General features: G+C 35.4%; 10 protein-coding genes. 3 read left to right on the top strand and 7 right to left on the bottom strand.

The window, feature by feature from the left end; all coding sequences use genetic code 11:
* Window positions 1-171 precede the first annotated feature (171 nt).
* Both AC1RNE_RS22105 and AC1RNE_RS22100 read left to right on the top strand, forming a co-directional pair.
* Entirely contained in the window at window positions 172-492 is a 321-nt protein-coding gene (locus AC1RNE_RS22105; protein WP_492804252.1) for a hypothetical protein, read from the top strand.
* A gap of 202 nt (window positions 493-694) precedes the next feature.
* On the top strand, window positions 695-3,004 hold the full coding sequence (locus tag AC1RNE_RS22100; protein WP_492804251.1) for an efflux RND transporter permease subunit: 2,310 nt from the start codon (window positions 695-697) through the stop codon (window positions 3,002-3,004).
* Between the two features lie 75 nt (window positions 3,005-3,079).
* Here the strand turns inward: AC1RNE_RS22100 and AC1RNE_RS22095 are convergent, their stop codons facing one another.
* From AC1RNE_RS22095 to AC1RNE_RS22065, 7 genes are all read right to left on the bottom strand, one after another.
* A complete protein-coding gene (locus tag AC1RNE_RS22095; protein ID WP_492804249.1) occupies window positions 3,080-4,018 on the bottom strand; it encodes a DUF6607 family protein in 939 nt (312 codons plus the stop codon).
* Window positions 4,015-5,172, bottom strand: a complete 1,158-nt coding sequence (locus tag AC1RNE_RS22090; protein ID WP_492804248.1) for a PepSY-associated TM helix domain-containing protein — start codon at window positions 5,170-5,172, stop codon at window positions 4,015-4,017. Before AC1RNE_RS22090 ends, AC1RNE_RS22095 begins: the two co-directional genes overlap by 4 nt.
* A 3-nt stretch (window positions 5,173-5,175) precedes the next feature.
* A complete protein-coding gene (locus AC1RNE_RS22085) occupies window positions 5,176-6,459 on the bottom strand; it encodes a hypothetical protein (protein ID WP_492804246.1) in 1,284 nt (427 codons plus the stop codon).
* Window positions 6,460-6,469: 10 nt separating this feature from the next.
* Complete coding sequence (locus AC1RNE_RS22080; protein WP_492804244.1) at window positions 6,470-8,872, bottom strand: TonB-dependent siderophore receptor; 2,403 nt, start codon at window positions 8,870-8,872, stop codon at window positions 6,470-6,472.
* A 141-nt stretch (window positions 8,873-9,013) separates the two neighbouring features.
* Window positions 9,014-9,733, bottom strand: coding sequence for a nickel transport complex, NikM subunit,transmembrane (locus AC1RNE_RS22075; protein WP_492804243.1), 720 nt, complete (start codon window positions 9,731-9,733; stop codon window positions 9,014-9,016).
* Window positions 9,734-9,790: 57 nt separating this feature from the next.
* A complete protein-coding gene (locus AC1RNE_RS22070; RefSeq protein WP_492804241.1) occupies window positions 9,791-10,915 on the bottom strand; it encodes a PepSY-associated TM helix domain-containing protein in 1,125 nt (374 codons plus the stop codon).
* Window positions 10,916-11,156: 241 nt separating this feature from the next.
* Window positions 11,157-13,523: a TonB-dependent siderophore receptor gene (locus AC1RNE_RS22065; RefSeq protein ID WP_492804239.1), complete on the bottom strand. Its 2,367-nt coding sequence runs from the start codon at window positions 13,521-13,523 to the stop codon at window positions 11,157-11,159.
* A 379-nt stretch (window positions 13,524-13,902) separates the two neighbouring features.
* On the opposite strand from AC1RNE_RS22065, the gene AC1RNE_RS22060 reads away from it, so the two are divergent.
* Entirely contained in the window at window positions 13,903-16,005 is a 2,103-nt protein-coding gene (locus tag AC1RNE_RS22060; RefSeq protein ID WP_492804237.1) for a TonB-dependent receptor plug domain-containing protein, read from the top strand.
* The last annotated feature ends 50 nt before the right edge of the window (window positions 16,006-16,055 follow it).

Raw genomic sequence — 16,055 nt, 5'->3', positions numbered from 1 at the left:
AGATGCAAGACTAAAATGAAAATATAAAATCTTAGCTCTTATGTCTTGTGTCTAGCTTCTTGTGTCTAAAAGTCTTGTGTCTTTCGTCCTAAAGTCCTCCTGTAAAATTCTTTCTTTCTAACAAAAAACACTGTATTTTTGCATCCTGATATGCAAAAAAAATCTTTCATAATGCGGTTATTTAGCACATTTTTGGTGTGTCAGATACTTATGCTTTCGGTTTATGGACGAACGCTTTCGGTACAACAAGTACATCATTTTGGTAAAAATAAATGCAAAATTGATAGCCCTAGTGAACGCCATCATATCAATTCAAACATTCGTATACTACTTTCCTTAAATACAATTGATGCTCACCGTGAGATTTTTCCTTCGATTTATTCCCTTAGAAACATTTCGCTAGTAGCCTTCCCATTTGAACCGACATCATTTTTTAAATATCATTTTTATCAAATTTTATTTGAGCATTTTATTGCCAAAAATGCTCCGTGAGTTCTTTAATATTAAACAATTTCATAAAATCTTTACAATGACTTTGATTGTTTTCGTTATTCAATCATTAGTTTTATCAATTTATCGCTTTTCTTATTTAGTAATATCCTCTAAAAATGAAAAGCACGACCACTTTCCCCTGAATATTTTATTCAGGAAATAATCCTTTTGTAACACATCAGGATTCCAAAATCATATTATTATGTGGAATACAATTGCCAAATTAATTATCCAATATCGCCTTCTTTGGATAGGAATTATTCTTAGTTCAACTGTTTTTATGGGTTTTGAAGCTAGTAAAATTGAGCTTTCGTATGAAATAGCAAGGATTTTACCTTCTTACGACCCTATCGAAAAAGAATACCAAGAATTTCGTAAAAGATTTGGCGAAGACGGAAGTATCATGGTGATTGGCTGGCAATCACCCAAACTTTTTGAGTTAGAGAAATACCAAAATCTAGTTAAACTTACAGAAGATATTAAGCGTTTAGAAGGTATCAAAAATATCATTTCAATCGCTAATTTATACGAGTTAAAACGGAATGATTCTCTTAAAAAATTTGAAGTAGTACCGATTCATAGTAGTGCTACAATTACGCAAGCTGAGCTAGATTCAATTCAGCAAAAAGTGTTAGCCTTGAAGTTTTATGAAGGCATGGTGATTAACCATGAAACCAATACAGCTTTAATGGCCATTACTTTCAATGAAAAGACACTCAACTCAGCCAAAAGAATAGCGATTGTCAACGAAATCAAAAGAATAGCCAATGATTTTTCAATAAAGACTAAAACAGAATTACACTATTCGGGTATGCCCTTTATTCGTACGGCTACCATGTTGAAAGTTTCTAAAGAAATGAAGCTTTTTATGGGTTTAGCCATTTTGATTACGGGCTTAATCCTTTGGTTCTTCTTCCGTTCTATTCGTTTTACGATTCTATCTATTTTTGTAGTATTGATTGGTGTAATCTTTTCACTAGGAACACTTCAATTATTGGGTTATAAAATCACGATTCTTACGGGTCTCATTCCGCCATTATTAATTGTAATCGGGATTCCAAATGCTATCTTTTTAATTAATAAATACCAAGCTGAATTAGTCTCGCATGGCAATAAAGACGTTGCCTTGACCAATATGGTTACAGGTATCGGACTTTCTACCTTCTTAGCAAACGTTACAACGGCCATTGGCTTTGGTGTTTTTTACTTTACGAATAGTAGCCTTTTGGTTGAATTTGGGGTAATAGCGGCGCTTAATGTTATCATTACTTACCTCATTTGTATCTTTTTAATTCCGATTGCATTATTCTATATGGGACTGCCAAAGTCTCGCCACTTAAAGCATTTAGAGGTAAAATGGATTAACACATTTTTGTCTAAAATCAACTACTTGGTGCATAACAAGCGAAGTGTCATTTATTCAGCGGTTTTTGTGGTAGTGTTAATTTCTGCTTATGGCATTACCAAAGTACAAGTAATTGGTTATGTCGTAGACGATTTGCCTAAAAATGACCCTATCTATACTGATTTAAGGTTTTTTGAAAAGAATTTCAATGGTGTTTTACCTTTTGAAATCATGATTGATACTAAAAGACCTAATGGGATTTTTGATAATCAGGCGCAAACATTATACAAAATAAAGGCGTTGCAAAACAAAATGCGTGCTTATAAAGAGTTCTCAAAGCCTTTGTCGATTGTAGAAGCTACCAGATTCCTGTACCAATCTTATAAAGGTGGCGAAGCCAAGTATTTTATCTTGCCAAACGTGTTGGAGCTTTCTAAACTAACGGAATATGTGCAAAATGGTGGTGCATCCTCTAAGCAATTCAAATCGTTTTTGAATGAAGATAAAAGCGTTACACGTATCAGTTTCCAAATGGCAGATGTTGGTTCTTTGCGTATGAAAGAGCTCATTGATGAAATTCGCCCACAAGTTGATGCTATTTTTGACCCTAAAGAATATAAAGTGAGCCTGACGGGTCATAGTTTGGTTTTCTTGAAGAGTAACGATTATTTATTATCGAATCTATACGAAAGTTTATTGATTGCTATCGGCTTAATCGCTGTCGTTGGAATGGTTTTATTCCGTTCTATCCCAGTAATTATTCTATCAAAACTTCCTTGTTTAATTCCCTTGGCACTGACGGCGGGATTGATGGGCTTTTTAGATATTCACTTTAAGCCTTCTACTATTTTAGTATTCAGCATTACTTTCGGTATTGCTTCAGATGGAACGGTATATTTCTTGACAAGGTACCGTCAGGAATTATATGAAAAAGGACATACTGTGTCACAAGCCATCACCAATAGTATTTTCGGTACAGGTTTAAGTATGATTTATACTGCCATTATTCTTTTCTGTGGTTTCTCTATTTTCGCAGTATCAAGCTTTGGCGGTACAGCAGCAATGGGTGTAATGGTTTCTATTACGCTTTTAGTAGCGATGATTACTAACTTAATATTATTACCCTCTTTGTTATTAACAATTGCTGAATATCAGAAAAAGAAATAAGCTTTATGAAAACATAAAAAATCAGTCGTTTGTTAAAATACAGACGACGGATTTTTTATATTTGGGTAGCTAAATCTAGTTTTTCAAAGAATACAAATTACTATTATTCAAATACTTATTGATTACCGAACGAATTTCTGCTTGACGTTTCGTCGCATTTTTCTCTCCCTTCGCTTTTAATGATTCTACTAAATCATCTAATTCTTTCCATAACATCTTTCCATCATCTGATTTTGCTTTTAAGCTAATTCCTTTGTTTTGAGCAATCAATTGTCCCCATACAGTACGAACATCAACCCAATATTCACGGTTTTTAGCCCAGAATTCAGTTGCTATCTTACATTTTTCATCATCAATTTTTTTGTAATCGTTCAATCCTTTTTCTTGTGCCAATAACTTATCGCCTGATGCATCGCGAATCACTTTATCATTATCTTGCTCATGTAAATAGCCAGCAGGCGTTACATGGATACGATTGTTTCTTCTCAATACCTGATAATCTGAACGCTTAGTGTATTCTCTTCTTGGAAGTGGCGCATCAGTAATATTTGCCCAAAGGTGTTGGCCATCTTTATGAATCCAAGAAGCTGTACCTTCATAACGTGGCATATCGTTTACTTCAAAAACAGATTGAGACCACTGTCCCTTCACCTGATTTTTAGGCAATTGTGTAGCCTTCCAAGTCATTCCTTTGTCAAAAGCCAATAGGTCAGTATTTTCATACTGCCAGTCTTCACGCCAATGTTTTATGACCATCGTATCGTTAATAACCAACAAGTGCATTAATACCAACTTGTCTTTGCTTTCTTCATCCACAAAAACCCATTCTCTTCCTCCCGTTACGTAACGGTCGTGATATTGATAGCTTTTATCGGGTGCAAAGGTTTCTGCATAACTGAATTTTATATCAAAACAGCCACATTGACCTTTAATGGCAGCAATATCCGTACTTTTTTGAGCATTTGCTAAGATTGATACTCCCATCAATACCATAGCGAAGAATAGTTTTTTCATTTTATTTTAGACATTTTTTTACGTGAAAATTCCTGTGAGTAATTAATATTGTTTGATTTTTGTTTGGTTTTATTCCTACGTCCCCACCAGATATAAAAGCCTGTTACGGGTAGGCTTCCTCCAATGAGGGTTGCAAAAAACATAGCGATTCGACCAGGTAAGCCAAATATGCTTCCGATATGAATATCATAATTTAGTCTTCTAAGCTTCTCTCCTCCATTCATGTCGGCATAAGCTCCATGTCCAATTTCAGCCAAGCTGTATTGGTCAAAAGAATAATCATCTGACTGATATGCTTTCTCTTTCGGGATGATATAAAAGCCAATTATTGAAGAATCTGCCTCAGGAATTGAGACATACATTTCTCCAATATTATTCTTGTATTTAGTTAGCATCTTTAAATACAAAATGTCTACTCCATTTTTGGGTGCCACTGTTCCTTTTTTGATAGACAATGCCTGTGGTTCTTCTACAGGTATTTCACCCCCGCTAGCTAGCCAATACTCTGCTTTACTGACAGATTCAAACGTCCAAACTAAACCAGAGAGGGCTGCAAATATGACAATCCATGCACTATAAAAACCTAGTACATTGTGTAAATCATAGTTTTTACGTTTCCATTTTACATTCTCTTTCCATCTTATCCAAAAGCGTTGCTTGGCAGCAGCTTTATTTTTGGGCCACCATAACACAATACCTGTTATTAATAAGATAGTAAATAATAGCGTACCCCATCTTACAATTTCCCCTCCGATTTCACCTAGCCAAAGCGTATAATGACCTGTAATGACGATGCTAAAAAAATCATTTTCATCATTTACTACTTTCAGTACTTCGCCCGAATAAGGATTAATATAAGCCGATGCCCTAAAGTCTGTTCCTCTATAATAAACCACGACTGATTTTCCTTCTTCAAAATAAGCCACCGTTGAAACAATTTGCTTAGGAAACTGCTTTTGTGCAATTTCTTTTAGTTGAGAAGGAAGTAAAAAAGGTTTGTTCTGCTTTTCTACATGTCTATAAGACTGCGTCCAGTTTTCTATTTCTGGCGAGAATGCCCAAATAGCACCTGTTATACATACCACAAACACGACTATACCCGATGCTAAACCAAGCCATAAATGTAAGAGCCCTGATATTTTTTTTAATGTCATCGTTTATTTATTTTGAAACCAGACTTCATCTAAACTTCCCATTCGAGGATTCACAATGCTAGTATACTTGCTTCCGAAATTGTATGAAATACCAAACTCTGCCCAAAAATTGTTTTTTGTCGCCAACTGCTGTCCTCCTAATAAATAAGTCGTTTCATCCAAAGGGTTTTTCAGCAATGAGATTTGGTCATTTACCATTTCAAACTGCCCTGTTATATTAAAGAATAAACCTTTTGCTAGTCGGAACGAACATTCACTGACAAATGAAAGGCGATTCTTAGTCAAATCGTTTAAATAAGAGCTACTCTGCACAGACCCTCTGATACTTCCCCAATTGCGAGTTACATCGGTTAATATTGCCAAACGTTGATAAGGGAGCGTCTCTTGAATTTTATTCCAGATACTCTCTCCATAATAATCAAAACTTTGTACGCCTGCCTGATATACAAATCGTATCTGTTTAATGGTATTTTTTGAGTACGGGAATAAATTATATTCAAGCAATGGAGCTATTCTAATGCTACTTTTGATATTACTATATTCGCTACTACGATAATGCATAATCCCTCCAACAGACCAATGTTCATTGATACTGCGTGCGTATAACGGAATAATATCAAGACTTTTGATTAAAATAGATTGTTTAATTTCATCTATGGTATAACTGTTCTTTTTAAATCCCTGCTGTATATTAACGACCAGTTTATGCTTGGGTGTGATTTTCCTGATGGCAATTTTAGGACCTACATTATAGTACACATAATTCGATTGCCCCTCCATATAGCCCTCAAAGGCTGCTGTAAAATTCCATCCTTTCCATAAATCCCGATTTTCGATATACACAGAATCTGCTTGAACAAACGATTCATTTACTTTGGCATCAAATGCTTTTTCAAAAGCTGTATGATGTAATAAAAAAGATAGCCCTTTTGATATGTGGGTCACAATCATACTTCGAACATACTCTTCCGTTTGCCCTTGCGGTAAATCGAAAAAAAGCGTATCCTTCTTGCCCACTAGGTCATTCATCCCTGTAAACTCAAAGTTTATACGGTATCCTCCTTGCGAATTTGGCTTTTCTGTTACTAATACTTGTATCGTAGCACTAGAAGCATCTCTCACAAAATTGCAGGTATACAAACTTTGAAGTAGGTAATCCTGATAACAACGTGTTGTAGAAGTTGCGCAATTGATATAAATGTTCGGTTTCTGTTGTGCCCAGACGCTACCTGACAGTAAACCAATAAAGGCTACTGTCAGAAAAGCTAATCTATATTTATCGGCCATACTCAATGCTTTAAAATTTAATAACTGTTTGAATTCTGAAGTTTACAGGCGTACCTGGGTTATAAATCCATTCTTTTGCATCTGGATTATAATATCCATTGCTCACATACTTCTGATTTCCAATGTTGTACACATTCAAACCGATTGAAAGTTTATTAAAATTATAAGATAACGAAGCATCATAGATTGTATAAGTTGGTAATGTTTTATTGCCAAATTCACTTCCCCAACCTACATATACGCCGCTACGACTACCCATGTATTGCACCCCAGCACCAAATCCAAGTCCTTTTAAAATACCATCTGTAAATTTGTATTTCAACCAACCATTTAACGTATGGTCTGGTGTTCCATAGTTTTTGATGCCTATTACAGTAGAATCTGCATCTTTGGTTACACGAGCATTGGTATAAGAATAGTTAGCAACAACACTTACATTGTTAGTGATATTCCCTACGATATCCATTTCAAAGCCTTCGCTCGTTATCTGTCCTGTTTTTAAGTAAAAACCATCGTGGATTGGGTCACTTGTACTTACATTGTTTTTCTCGATACGATAAATAGAGGCATTTACACCAAGTCTATTATTTAATAACAATGCTTTAACGCCTATTTCTCTGTTGCTTCCTGTAAGTGCAGGCAAACGTCCCTCTCCAAAAATAGCGCCACGTTGTGCCAAAAAGCTTTTATCATAAATAGCAAAAACTGAAAGGTTTTTAGATGGCATATACGTTAAGCCAAACCGTGGCGTAAAGGCATTTTCGGTAATTTCATATTCTGGGTCATCTACTCCTCCGTTATAATCTTGCCCTGTTGTAAGGCTAGTAAATCTTCCCGCTAACGTTACTATAAGCTTCCCTGCAATTTTGATATGGTCTTGTATATATAATGCTTGCCACTTGTTAGTAGAACGCCATGAGCCATTATTTTCAGCAGGAGTATATCTTACGCTATCTTTTGGAAGATAATAAATGGGGTTTTTAATAGACAATTTTAATCTTTCAGGATTACTCCAATCTCCTTTATAATTATTTCCTTCGCCACCATCACCAAAATCTAAGCCTACTAATACTTTATGTTCAACATATTTCCCTGTCTTGAATTTTCCATCTGCAAATACTTGCATATTGTATAAATTGCCCGTCCAGTCACTTCCTGAACTTGTACGATAAATGGTGTCTTTTGTAGCCGATATATTATTCACATACAGTGCCATACCATCCCAATCTGTTGACATATAGGCTACTTGAGCATTCAAATTCCAATTGTCATTGATTTGATGTTTAAAGCCTAATCTTGTATAAACATCTGACCCCATGTAGTTACCAACATTAGGATCGTTCATAGCCATATCGTATGGTAAAGCAAAGAATTGCTCGTTGATTGATATCTGATTATACGAATTGTGAGCTGTAACAGCTTTTACATAGTTATGTTCAATAGTAATGCTTGATTTTGGCGTAAAATCATATTTCAAAGAAGGGCAAATAAAGTAACGGTTGAAATTTCCCATTTTATAAAACTTCGCACTTTGTTGAAATCCTGTATTTAAACGGTAGGTTAATTTCCCATCCTTTGAAAATTCTCCACCCAAATCAATGGCAGTACGCATCATGTTAAAACTACCAAGCCCAAACGTAATTTCATTGATTCTTTCATGAGTGGGTTGTTTGGTTACAGTATTTACCAAACCCCCTGGTTCAGAGTTGGCTAACATAAAGCCTGCTGGTCCTTTTACAAATTCTACTCTTTCAATCATGCCTGCATCTTCTTGTGCATTCCACCAAATAGGTCCACCTACCCCGTTACGATAAGTGCTATACGTTGCATCAGTTCCTCTTATCAAAAGACTAGCATCTAAGTCTTCGCCATAAGTCTTAGTAATACCACTTACGGCTCTGATAACGTCGTTTTTATTAAGCATTCCCATATCAACAATTGTCTGGCGTGTAGCAACGGTGATATTTTGTGGAATTTCAATCAATGGAGCTGTCAATCGAAGAGATTCCGATGGATTTTCAGCAATATATTTTTCTGATTTTTCTCCTGTTACAATTACCTCATTAAGGTTTTTGGTATTTTCTTTCAGATTAAACACAGGAAGTGTTTTCGTTTCATTGGCTTTCAACGTGGTTTTAAGTTCCTGAGAATCAAAACCTACAAAACTAGCAACTACTGTATAAGTACCTGCTTTGAGCTTTTCAAGTTGATATTCACCTTTGTTATTAGTGGTAGTACCTTTGTTTGTTCCTTTAATCGAAATCGTAACAAATTCAGCAGGACTACCATCCGTCAGCTTTACCGTTCCGATGATTTTCCCTGTATTTTGGGCAAATCCTGAAAATGTAATAAGCGATACTAACAAAGGCAGTATACGTTTTAGAAGGATTATATTATGTAAATATTTTTTCATTTTAATATTAAGTAAAGAGTTAAGTTTTGGTATTTTTTTATCGACAAAAAGTGATTTTGTCAAACTTTTAGCACATGAGGGTATAGCTTTTCTTTTCAGAAAAGCTATCATCAATTTTTCAAGTCAATAGATTATTGCTTATTAATCAAGCATAAAGGTTGTTTCAGATTTATATCTAATTGTTTGATAATCCTTCCCTTTAAAAGTCCCGGGAGTGTTATCAATCCATTCCAATTCTACTAAATACATTCCTTTTCCTGTTGGGGAAAAAGAGCTTTCTCCTTTTTCATTAGTGAATAATGATTTCTCCCAAGTCTGTGGGTTAATAACAGTTACTTTAGTCTTAGACAAACCCTTTTGGTCTTTATACGTTGTTAACACAACCTTGTCTTTTTCCTTACTAACGGTAATATCCAAAAACTGAAGCTTGTTCTTTGGGCTACTTATTTTACCAACTTGATAAATGGTTCGCAAAAACTGTACAGGTCGAGTAACTCCTAAATTATGTTTTGTCCAATCTTGTACCTCTCGCGTATCGTTGATGGCCAAAATCTGGTAGGTTCCTTCTGTTTTTGGTGTAAAAATTCCTTCCCAATGGGTTTCTTGCTGAGTCATAGTAACGGCTGATTGATTTCCATCTCCATCAATTACTGAAACAGTAAGTTCATTCATTTTATTGAGCCTATCTCCTTTTTCTCTTATTCCAGAAGCGTATTCTCCGTAAAACATTAGGATTTTAACGGGACTTCCTATTTTACCAGAGCCTTGTGTTTCAAGCCAATATCCATGTGCCATGGATAAAAACGGGAGACACATAATGGTAAATAAAAAAGCCAGTTTGAATAATATTTTCTTCTTCATATTTGACTGTTTTGGGTTTGATTAAATAATACTATAGGTACTTTGAGGATTCTACAATCAAGCCAGTTTTTTTCTTCTCCCCCACCAAATCAACACACCAGAAATAGGCAAACTAGCAGCCACTAAGCTCACTAAAAAGGCTAATACTTTTCCTGCCAAGCCGAATATTGCTCCTACGTGAATATCATAATTCATTCGGAGTACTTTATCAGCTACTTTATCTACAGGAAATCTTCCATAAAGGTGATTTACGGATAATTCTTTTAACGAATATTGGTCAAAATAACGGTAATCAATTTTCCACGTTGTGCCTTCTTCCATATTTACATTGACAGCAAGCGATGCTGAATCAGACTCTGGAATATGTACTTCTATCGTTTTGGCAAGTGGCTGTTCTGCAAGCATTTTATACCAAATACGGTCAATGGCAGGCGATTGTTTTGTTACAAGCTCTTTCTGTTTTTTATCTGAAAAAACTTCTGTATACATCGTTGATTTTTCACCTCCCAAGCCTCCATACACCGCGTTAGAAAACCATTCAAAGCCCCATACCAAGCCCGTTAAGGCAATAATCAAGACAATCCAAGCTGAATAAAAACCTAAAATATTATGTAAATCATAGTTTTTACGTTTCCATTTTGTGGTATTTTTCCAACGAAACCAAAAGCGTTGTTTGGCAGCACTTTCGTTTTTTGGCCACCATAAAATAATACCAGAAATCAACATGACTACAAAAACCAATGTTGAAGTAGCCACTATTGGCTGACCTATCGTTGGTGGGAGCCATAAATAATAATGCCCCATTAGTACTATTCTAAAAAAATCACTATCCATATCTTTTACTTCCAATACTTCTCCATTATAAGGATTGAGGTAGGTGATATAATAATAGGATGGTTCATAATGATAAAAAATAGCTTGTGCTGACTGACTTTTACCTGAATACATGATAGCATGTAGCTGTTTGTTTGGCAAAGCTTTTAATGCTATTTTTTCAAGGACTGATGGTCGTAAAAATGGTTTATTTTGGGATTCTACAAAGCGAAAAGGCTGTGTGACATTCTGTATTTCTTCCTGAAAAGCATACAAACAGCCCGTTATAGAAACGATAAACACCACAAGGCCAGACGCAAGTCCAAGCCACAGGTGAACCTGTCCTATAATTTTTTTAAAACTCTTCATATATTTAAGTATGATTAACGCTCAATGATTAATAAGGTACTCGTAAAGAATTATCTCTTTTATTCAAAAAACTTATATCCCTACAATAACTGGGAAATTCATTTTATGATGCTATGAGTTGATTTAGCCAACATCGAGTTTAATATACAGATAGCCAATTACTATTTATATATTAAACTTGATGTTGGTAATAATGTGTTCATTTATTACGCTGAGGTGCTAAATGAACACGGTAAATTTTTTAGAATCTGTAATTGATACTTAAACGAGCATTACGCAAAGCTTCTACTTGTGAGTAATAATAATTGCTCCATGCATAGAATGACCCCCCTGTAATCAAATACTCATTGAAAATATTGTTTACATTTAATGCGATTGAGAATTTGTCAAACTGGTAAGATACCGCTCCGTCGAAACGTGTATAATTTGGCATTGTAGGGTCAACTGCTTTATTATAAGCTCCATACCAGTTACTTCTTCCTGCACTATGCTGAACACCAAATGATAAGCCCAAACCTTTTGCTTTTCCTGATTGGAAACGATAATTCAACCATGCGTTAAAAATATTTTTGTCTGTGCCTGGTACTTGTCTGCTTATTTGTGAACCATCAGTATCTTTGGTTACTTTAGCATCCGTTACAGCATAGTTCATCGTTACTTCTAATCCTTGAAGCACTTGTCCTCTTACATCAAACTCTATCCCTTGTGTTTGTGTCTGTCCTAGTTGAATAGAAAAGAATTGGTGGTTAGGGTCATCAGTAAGTACATTGTTTTTAGTGATTTTATAAGCAGCAACAGATGCCATCCAACGGCCATTCAACCATTCTCTTTTCAAACCAATTTCTTTATTATCTCCAATAATAGGGTCAAATTTCTTTCCTTCAAAAGTACCGCCAGCTTGTGGAATAAATGCTTCGTCATACACAGCATACACGCTAGTACTTTTGTCGATTGAATAACTCAAACCTATTCTTGGCGTAAATTTATCAGTACCAACTGTTCCAGAATAAGGGTCTGTATCATTTGTTGTAGTATAGCGTCCAGCTAACGTAAAGCGTAATTTTTCATTAAAAAGTCTTACTTCATCCTGAGCATAAAAAGCAGTATAGCTATTGTTGTAGTGAACACCACGTTCACGGATGTCTAAAGTACGGTCATATTTTGGATAATTACTTGAAGGTGTTTGTCCATATACAGGATGGTAAACATTCAAATCTCCTATTATACCTCCTTGTGCCCAATCGTGGTAATAGTCTTTATTACCCATATCTATTCCTGCTAAAATGCGGTGTTTGATACTTCCTGTTTGTACATCACCATTCAAAAAGAATTGTCCTACTTTGGTTGTTCCTAAAATATCCCAAATAGACGCGGTTCTTTTTAAAGTATCACCACTAAAGCCAGATGCCCAAAGACTTTGTCCTACTTGATCAAAATTCAAATATGCTAACTGGCCTGTGAATTTCCAGTTGTTATTAATGCTATGCGAAAGTGTTAGGAACAAAGATTGATCTTTGATGTAAGTTGGTTTCAAATTTGGTTCTAACGTAGTGAAATTATAAGGCAAATCGCTGATACCTTTTGCAGAGAATGCATAAGCCGAACCAATTGGTGACATTTCAACTCCTTGATAAGTATATTCTGCTGTTAATGAAGTATTTGGATTAATCTGGAATTTCACTACAGGCGCTATTGAAACCCTGTTATTGTATTCAAAATTACGATGAGTACCTTTCATTTGTCCCATCAAGTTAAGGCGATAAAGTATTTTACCATCTTTGCTTAATTTTCCATCAAAGTCTGCGGTACTACGGTATGTTCCAAAACTACCTACTGTCATACCGATTTCTGATTTCGTAAGACCTGTTGGTTTTTTAGTCACTACATTATAAAAACCACTTGGCTCGCCACTAGCAAGCATAAATCCTGCTGGTCCTTTTACGATTTCTATACGCTCAACCATACTCATATCTTCAGTAAGTGGGCCCCAAGTTTCAGTTACGTTCATCCCATTTCTGAAAGCTGCAATTCTTGAACCACGCATCACAATACGTGCATAAGTTTCCCAGTGTTCTGAACGTGCCGCACCACTTACATTACGAGTAACGCCTTCAGACATATCAAAAATCTGTTGGTCTTTTAATGTTTGGGCAGTCACTACTTGAATATTCTGAGGCAGTTCAAGTAATGGAGTTTTTAAACGAAGTGAAATCGATGGATAATCCGTTACATATTTGCTTGGATTTGATACCACCACAACTTCTTTTAGTTGTTTACTGTCTTCAGTTAATCTAAAATCTATTTCTTTTGTTTCACCAGCCGCTAAAACAACACTTTGGTTTTGTGGTTCTAAGCCTACAAAACTTGCTTGTACGGTATATTTTCCTGGTTTAATTTGTGTAATCTCATAGTAGCCATTTGCATCAGCCACAACTCCTTTATTTGTTCCTTTTAGAACAACGTTTACAAATTCTGCTGCTTTTCCGTCACTTGTAAAAACTTTTCCTTTTACAAGGGCTGTTTGTTGAGCTACTGCAAATACGCTGTTTAACAATAAAACACTGCAGAAAATAATACTAAAAAAGTGTTTTGATAATTGTTTATTCATGATACTGTTTATATAAGGATTTAATTATTTAAAGACATCAAATGTGATTTTGACAATGCAAAGATTATACTTATTTAGACTAATTCAAAATAATTTTAGTTTTTATTTGGAATCCTTCTAAATAATCTATTACCTTTGTCATGTTCCTTTTGAAATAGAAAGTTTTGGAGACTTGGGGCTATTACACTGTAAGACTAGAAGACATAAGACGCTTGATGTAAGACGTTAGACCTAGGGATTTTAGATTTTGAGACGATAGGACTATTGGAAAGGAAACAAGTATTGGATTTCTCTAAATTATCAAACAAAGATTCATATCAATCACTAACATTGAATAATGCTGAAGCTCGCTGCTAAAAGCTAATTACCCGAACATCTTATGAAGTGTATAATTACCTTATTATTTATATATAATGCTTTAAACGTGTTTGGGCAACAGAAACATGTTTTAAGTGATAGTTTAAAGACAAGTAATTTAAATGAAGTTGTTGTAACCGCTACTCGCAATGAAAGGGCTTTAAACGCTTTACCCATGCCTGTAACACTGATTGGGCAGAAACAGATTCGGGCGATGGGTTCATTGCGATTAAGCGAAGTACTTGCAGAACAAACGGGGCTTTTTATTGTAAACGACCACGGGCAAGGGCTTCAAGTTCAAGGGTTTAGTCCAGATTATACTTTAATTCTTTTGGATGGTGAACCTTTGGTTGGGAGAACAGCTGGTACTTTAGAATTATCAAGATTGGCAGTAGCTAATATTAAACAAATTGAAATCGTAAAAGGGCCTTCCTCTAGTTTATATGGTTCAGAGGCTTTGGCTGGAGTAGTAAATATCATTACTGAAAGACCTAATGGGACAAAAGGTTCTTTTTCAGCAAGATACGGAACGAATCAGACAACTGATTTATCTGGAAACATGAGCATGAAAACGAAAAAGTTAGGGTTCAACCTTTTCTTAAATCGTTATGCTTCTGGAGGATATGATTTTACGCCTGAAACTTTTGGACCAACAGTTTCACCTTTTCAAAATTATACGATTACCCCAAAATTTACCTATGATTTTTCAAAAAATGTAAGTTTGAATATATCAACAAGGTATAATATTGAAAATCAAGAAAGTAGCTTATTAGTCGGAACGGATCAAATAGTAGGAACAGGGTCGGTAAAAGACTGGAATATTAACCCAAGCTTAAGGGTTTCTTTTCACCAAAACCTAAAAGCTGTTTTTAGATTTTACAATACACAGTATAAAACAAATTCTGAACTTTTATTTCAGAAAGACAATAACGTATATGATGCAACGTACTTCAATCAGCAATTTCTAAGACCAGAAATTCAGGTAGATTATGCCATAGGCAATAAACAAGTATTAACGCTTGGGGCTGGTAAAATTTGGGAGAGTGTAGAAGCAACGAGATACGATGATGTGAAAAGATTTGAAACCAATTATGGGTTTTTTCAATACGAAAATTTACTGGTGAGTGCTCTAAACCTAACTATCGGTGGTCGTTTTGACGCTCACTCTGCTTACAAAGCTCAGTTTAGCCCCAAAGTTTCGGTGGCTTATGATTTATCTAAAAAGGTAAAACTCAACGGCTCTGTTGGAGTGGGTTTCAAGGCACCAGATTTCAGACAGTTATACCTCAACTTCACCAATGCCGTAGCTGGCTATAGCGTATTTGGTACGCAAGAAGTAGCATTAAATTTAGCTCGTTTACAGGCTGAAAATCAGATTGCAGAAGTGTTGTTCGATGTAAGTAAATTCGGAGAGTTAAAAGCTGAGAGCTCATTAGCGTTTAATTTTGGTGGAAAAGTTGATTTAGATAATGGTCTGAAATTCAAGGCAAATGTTTTTAGAAATGATATTTCAAACCTAATTCAAACCCAAGCCGTAGCCTTGAAAACGAATGGACAAAGTGTTTTTAGTTACATGAATCTTACGAAAGCATTTACACAAGGAATAGAATTAGATGCTAGTTATACGATTGCCAATAATAAGTCGCCTATTACGTTGAGTGCAGGCTATCAGTTTTTGGAAGCAAAAGATAAAGACGTAGTAGATAAAATAGCCCGAGGTGAATTATTCAGACGTGACCCTGAAACGTTGGTAACAGTAAGGGTAAAAGCTGCAGACTATGAAGGACTTTTCAATCGCTCTAGGCATTCAGCCAACATCAAAGTATTCTATGAAGACATGAAAAGTGGATTAACGGCTTCGTTAAGAGGGATTTATAGAAGTAGATATGGTTTTGCTGATTATAACGGAAATGGTATTGCTGATGTTAGCAATGAATTTGTAAATGGATACATCCTTTGGAATGTATCTGCCAGTAAAACCTTTCAGGAAAGATTTAGATTACAAGCAGGTGTTGATAATGTATTGGGTTATACAGATAATAGAAATATCCCTAACCTAGCAGGAAGACTCATTTGGGTAAGCCTTGGTATCAACCTTGAAAAGCACAAGATTACAGAACAGTAGAGTAGCATTCGGGGGGGTCGTTTATCCCGAATTCACGAGATTATGGTAAA

The sequence above is a fragment of the Arcicella sp. GW822-FHT02H01 genome (genome assembly GCF_058802005.1).
The sequence above is the reverse complement of the archived record's forward strand: the minus strand, read 5'-3'. Positions and strand labels throughout refer to the sequence as shown.

What these genes read in the sequence shown, in the direction of transcription:
- AC1RNE_RS22105 (WP_492804252.1), top strand. Translation starts at nt 172, where the DNA reads ATGCGGTTATTTAGCACATTTTTGGTGTGTCAGATACTTATGCTTTCG.
- AC1RNE_RS22100 (WP_492804251.1), top strand. Translation starts at nt 695, where the DNA reads ATGTGGAATACAATTGCCAAATTAATTATCCAATATCGCCTTCTTTGG.
- AC1RNE_RS22070 (WP_492804241.1), bottom strand. Translation starts at nt 10,915, where the DNA reads ATGAAGAGTTTTAAAAAAATTATAGGACAGGTTCACCTGTGGCTTGGA.
- AC1RNE_RS22065 (WP_492804239.1), bottom strand. Translation starts at nt 13,523, where the DNA reads ATGAATAAACAATTATCAAAACACTTTTTTAGTATTATTTTCTGCAGT.
- AC1RNE_RS22095 (WP_492804249.1), bottom strand. Translation starts at nt 4,018, where the DNA reads ATGAAAAAACTATTCTTCGCTATGGTATTGATGGGAGTATCAATCTTA.
- AC1RNE_RS22085 (WP_492804246.1), bottom strand. Translation starts at nt 6,459, where the DNA reads ATGGCCGATAAATATAGATTAGCTTTTCTGACAGTAGCCTTTATTGGT.
- AC1RNE_RS22075 (WP_492804243.1), bottom strand. Translation starts at nt 9,733, where the DNA reads ATGAAGAAGAAAATATTATTCAAACTGGCTTTTTTATTTACCATTATG.
- AC1RNE_RS22090 (WP_492804248.1), bottom strand. Translation starts at nt 5,172, where the DNA reads ATGACATTAAAAAAAATATCAGGGCTCTTACATTTATGGCTTGGTTTA.
- AC1RNE_RS22080 (WP_492804244.1), bottom strand. Translation starts at nt 8,872, where the DNA reads ATGAAAAAATATTTACATAATATAATCCTTCTAAAACGTATACTGCCT.
- AC1RNE_RS22060 (WP_492804237.1), top strand. Translation starts at nt 13,903, where the DNA reads ATGAAGTGTATAATTACCTTATTATTTATATATAATGCTTTAAACGTG.